Here is a 4707-nt window from a genome sequence, read left to right as displayed (position 1 = left end):
GTCGCCAGCGGCCTGGAGGAGCGCGTCGAGTCGTCCGCGCGCGACCCCGAGGCGGCGTCGCAGGCGCGCGGCCTCGCCGCGGACGTCCTCGTTCGCGCCCCCGTCCACGGCTGCGGTCAGGACCGCATCGGGTCGTCGTCGTCCGGGGCCGGCTTCATGACCACCGCGTCGACCTTGTCATCGGGCCGCACCGCGTTCTGTAACGCGATCGTCCGCGCCAGGCGCGAGTACCGCAGTTCCTGCTCGCGGAAACGCACATAGGTGGACACCGTCACGAACGCGAAGCCCATGACCAGCGCGTACAGCACCAGGTCGGTGCCGCGCTGGACCCCGAGCGCGTTGGCGACCACGGTGAGGTCATCGGGCCGGATCACGGCGTAGACCATGAACACGACGAACAGCACGAAGCCGATCTTCACCCCGGCCTTCGCGCGCGCCTTGCGGCGGTTGGCCAGGAAGAACACGACCAGCGCGGCGCCGGCCAGCAGGAGCAGGACCTTGATCATCGGGGCAGCCTCCGTCCCACGAACCCGTCGGAGAGGATGTTGATGCCGTTGAGCAGCGACTGGCCCTTGGACATCGAGTACTCGGTGTACAGGATGTCGACCGGCTGCTCGGCCACCCGCCAGCCGCGACCGTCCATGAGCTCCACGAACTCGCTGGCGTGGCTCATCCCGTTCATCCGGAGGTTGAGGTCCTCCGCGACGCGTCGGTTGAACACGCGCAGACCGTTGTGGGCGTCGGTCAGACCCAGCCGCCGGGTGCGCGGGCTCAGCAGCACCACGGTCCGCAACACGAGACGCTTGATCAGCGGCACCTGGTCGTCGTCGCGGCGGGGGCGCCCGAAGCGCGTGCCCACGACGATGTCCACCGGCTCGGAGCGCACCCGCTCCACCATGGCCAGCACGTCCTTGACCTGGTGCTGCCCGTCGGCGTCGAAGGTGACGAAGTACCGGGCCCCCGGCTGGGCGCGGGCATACTCCACGCCGGTCTGGATGGCCGCGCCCTGGCCCAGGTTCACCGGGTGGCGGACCAGGTGCGCACCCGCGCGGTGGATCGCCGTCGCCGAGTTGTCCGCCGAACCGTCGTCCACCGCCACGATGTTGGGGAACGTCCCACGCGCCGAACGGAGCACCTCCTCGATCACGGTGCCCTCGTTGAAGCACGGGACGATCAGCCACACGTCGTGGTTTCGGACGTCCTCGTTCCGGCCCGCCGAGTCGCCGCCTGGGTGCTGCTCACTGTCACTGCTCATCGGAGGTCGATACTATGCGACCGGACGGACAATCCGGTGACGAGAAGGACGGCGGTTCCCCTGATGGCCATCGACGTGATGCTCCCCTACTACGGGGACGTCGACCACTTCAAGAAGGCCGTGGACAGTGTCCTGGCGCAGAGCTACCGCGATTTCCGGTTGGTCGTGGTGGACGACGGCTACCCGGATCCGGAACCGGCCCGCTACATGGGCGAGATCACCGCGCGCGACGAGCGGGTGACCTACGAGAAGAACGAGACCAACCTCGGCGCCAACGGCAACTACCGCAAGTGCCTCGGGATGGTCACCGCGCCGGTCGTCGTGGTGATGGGCGCCGACGACATCATGCTGCCCAACTACCTGCAGGTCGTGGCCGACGGGTTCGCCGCCGTGCCGGACGCCGCCGTGATGGAGGTGGGGGTCAGCGTCATCGACGAGCACGGCGCGCCCGTCCGGGGGCTGTCCGACTCGGTGAAGGCGTTCACCCAGCCCAAGGCGCAGGGCCGCACCGTGCTGCACGGCGAGAAGCTCATGACCTCGCTCATGCACGGCAACTGGACCTACTTCCCGTCGCTGGCGTGGAACTCCGAGTGGGTCAAGCGGATCGGGTTCCGTGAGGGTCTGGACGTGGTGCAGGACCTCGCGCTGCTGGTTGACGTCATCACCGGGGGCGGCCACATGATCTACGACCCCACGCTGGCGTTCCTCTACCGCCGGCACTCGGCGTCGGACTCGTCGGTCCGCGCCCTCGACGGTCGGCGGTTCGACGAGGAGGCCCGCTTCTTCGCCGGTGAGGCCGACGCGTTCGCCGCCCGCGGCTGGAAGAGCGCCGAGCGGGCCGCGCGCCTGCACGTCACCTCGCGGCTCAACGCGCTGTCGCTGATCCCGACCGCGGCCAGGGCCGGCAAGCTGACCGAGGGCGGCAAGAAGCTGCTCGGGCACACGTTCCGCAAGTTCTGACACACGGGTGATCCCCGAGACGTGGATCCCGCACCGTCGCGACGACGGCGAGGTGGTCGGCTGGATCGACATGACGGTCGCCGAGCCGGCGCTCGTGCCGATCGACAGGCTGGGCCGGCCGATGGGCCCGGTCGACGACTGGCACGAGGCGGAGGCCGCGCTCGAGCGGGTCGGCCTCCGCTTCCTCATGGACCGCTACCTCGTCGATGAGGACGGGCGTGACACCGAGGTCCGCATCGCCCACGTCTACGACGACCGCATCGTGCTGACCACCGTGCTCACCGACGCGGCGGAGGACGTGGGCCGCGAGATCGTCGTGCCGTTCCCGGCGCAGGCATCGCTGCGGAGGGCATAGCGGGTCTCTGCTGCCGGGGCCCGGGTGGGCCCGTGCTCCCCGGCGCGCCCGCCGGGGCCTCAGCGTTGCACGATCACCATCCGCGACCCCACCTCTCGGACGTCGAAGCGGGCGGGATCGTCGAACTGCCGCGGCCGGAAGACGATCTCCTCGCGCGCGTTGTTCTGGACCCGGGGCATCTGGTTGACGATCGCGGGGAAAACCCAGCGGCGGGACCCCTCGCGGGTGAGGACCAGAACGTCGGGGCTGCGGAACTCACTCGAGTCCAGCGCGGCGGTCAGCTCTCCGGGGGTCTCGGTGTCCGCCCAGCTCCGGATCTCGTCGAGGCGCTCCTCGTACCGGCCGGCGGGCGTGGCGTACGCCTGGGCCGGCGCCTGGAACGAGAAGTACGGCCGGTAGGCGTAGAGGGTCGGATCCGAGGTCAGCAGGACGAGGTCCGAGGGTGCCCGGTCGCCGGTCATGTCGTCCACTGCGTCCAGCACGTCGCGGGGCACCGCGGGGAACCCGCGGGCTTCGGCGGCGAACTCCGCATCCTCCCCGGAGACGTGCTGCACCATCTGGACGGCAGCGAGGCCCGCGACCACCACCGCCGCGGCGGTGACGCGGCCACGGGACCGGTCGGGAGAGGTCCGCACGGCCCACCGGGCCAGCGTCAGCGCGCCGACCACGCCCGCCAGGGCGAGGACGAGGGTGATGATCGGGATCATCCGGAACGGCAGCAGCGTGCTGCCGGTGACCGCCCGCAGCCCCGAGAGCACGTACCACCCGAGGACGGTCACCGCCGTGAGGCCCAGGGCCTGTGCGAGGACGAGCCGTCGATCGGCCGGGGGGAGAGGGCCGTCGGCGTCGGTGTCGACGACGTGGTCCGTGTCGTGCTCGGTGCCGATCCGCGTTCGCAACGTCGCCGCCGCGTGCTCGGAGGCCCGGCCGGCTCCATCGGGCCAGACGGTGACGACCAGCCACACCACGCCGATCAGGCACAGTAGCCCGACGGCGGACACCTCGAGCATCGGCAGCGGCCACCGCGAGGCGATCTCGGGCGCGAAGTCGTTGGCCACCGAGGGTTCGGTGTCCGCGCCGCCGAGGGCGGCCAGCAGGAATCGGTGCCAGAACAACAGTGCGATCACCGCGGAGATCGCCGCCATGGCGGCCAGGCGGCCGAGCAGGGCGAGGACCACCGCACGATCGGCGCGGTACCGCCAGGAATGGATGACGACGACGAGGCCCACCATCAGCGCCGCGACACCCGCGATGAGGGTGTAGCCCAGCGCAGCCCAGCCGAGGTAGAGGCCGATCGTCGCGACCAGCGGCCACGTGGGTCCGCGGCTCGTCCGGGATCCGGCTGCGGCGGCCACCCGTGCGCAGAGGAGGAACGTCGCCACGACGACCTGCGGGAGCAGGCAGATGAGGATCCACGAGTAGGGCTCGTAGGCGTTGGTGTGCCCGCCGATGACCGAGGTGACGAGACCGAACACGACGGCAAGCCGCGCGGGGACGAGCCATCGCCAGGCCACGAACGCGATCGCGCCGGCGATGGCCATGGTGACGATGGCGTACGGCTTGTAGAACTCCCAGCCGTCGATGCCCGTGATCCGGGACAGCTGCCCGCCCACCCAGAACCACTGTGGCGGGTAGAAGGGCGCGGCGTCGGCGTAGAAGGGGTCGGCGAGGGCGGGGGAGTCGGCGAAGCGGGTGACGTAGGCGACGCGGTTGAGCTGGTCGCCGCCGAGGCCGAACAGGTAGTGCGGCGTGCCGTTCAGCAGCAGTCCGAGGTGGGAGGAGGCCAGGAAAGCCGGCCCGGCGGTTCCGAGCAGCCACAGGGCCCGGCCGCCAGTGGCCCTGCGCAGCAACAGCCACCCGGCGAGGATGACGACCCCCGCGGCGAGGGTCGCGCCGAAGGTCTCGGGCAGCCAGCTGGGTTCGACGAACGGCAGCGCGTCGACTCCAGCGAACGTGAGGGCACCGACCACGGCCGCGACCAGGAGGGCGGCGAGGAGTTCGCCGCCCCGGCGGGCGAGCAGACGGACGTCGGTCATGCGTCGGTTTCCGGGCGGCGCGCGGTCACGGCCAGGCCGGTGACGTGGACCGCGACCCCGATGCCGGGGCCAGCGAGGAGCGCGATCGCGGCGCGCACGTC

General features: G+C 71.1%; 5 protein-coding genes. 2 read left to right on the top strand and 3 right to left on the bottom strand.

Features of this window, described 5'->3' with window-relative positions; all coding sequences use genetic code 11:
* Positions 1 to 116: 116 nt before the first annotated feature.
* Together G6024_RS04990 and G6024_RS04985 are read right to left on the bottom strand one after the other, a co-directional pair.
* Positions 117 to 506, bottom strand: a complete 390-nt coding sequence (locus G6024_RS04990; protein ID WP_069389183.1) for a DUF2304 domain-containing protein — start codon at positions 504 to 506, stop codon at positions 117 to 119.
* Positions 503 to 1255, bottom strand: coding sequence for a polyprenyl-phospho-N-acetylgalactosaminyl synthase PpgS (locus tag G6024_RS04985; protein ID WP_159148207.1), 753 nt, complete (start codon positions 1253 to 1255; stop codon positions 503 to 505). The genes G6024_RS04990 and G6024_RS04985 overlap by 4 nt, the downstream gene beginning before the upstream one ends.
* 63 nt (positions 1256 to 1318) lie before the next feature.
* Between G6024_RS04985 and G6024_RS04980 the strand changes: the two genes are divergently transcribed.
* Complete coding sequence (locus tag G6024_RS04980; protein WP_119192901.1) at positions 1319 to 2215, top strand: glycosyltransferase family 2 protein; 897 nt, start codon at positions 1319 to 1321, stop codon at positions 2213 to 2215.
* A 7-nt stretch (positions 2216 to 2222) separates the two neighbouring features.
* Positions 2223 to 2570, top strand: a complete 348-nt coding sequence (locus tag G6024_RS04975; protein ID WP_159148206.1) for a hypothetical protein — start codon at positions 2223 to 2225, stop codon at positions 2568 to 2570.
* A gap of 59 nt (positions 2571 to 2629) precedes the next feature.
* Here the strand turns inward: G6024_RS04975 and G6024_RS04970 are convergent, their stop codons facing one another.
* Complete coding sequence (locus tag G6024_RS04970; RefSeq protein ID WP_119192900.1) at positions 2630 to 4606, bottom strand: arabinofuranosyltransferase; 1977 nt, start codon at positions 4604 to 4606, stop codon at positions 2630 to 2632.
* Positions 4607 to 4707: the final 101 nt, after the last annotated feature.

The organism is Dietzia maris, assembly GCF_014144855.1.
Taxonomy (GTDB): Bacteria; Actinomycetota; Actinomycetes; order Mycobacteriales; family Mycobacteriaceae; genus Dietzia; species Dietzia kunjamensis.
This window is presented reverse-complemented; position numbering and strand designations above follow the sequence as displayed.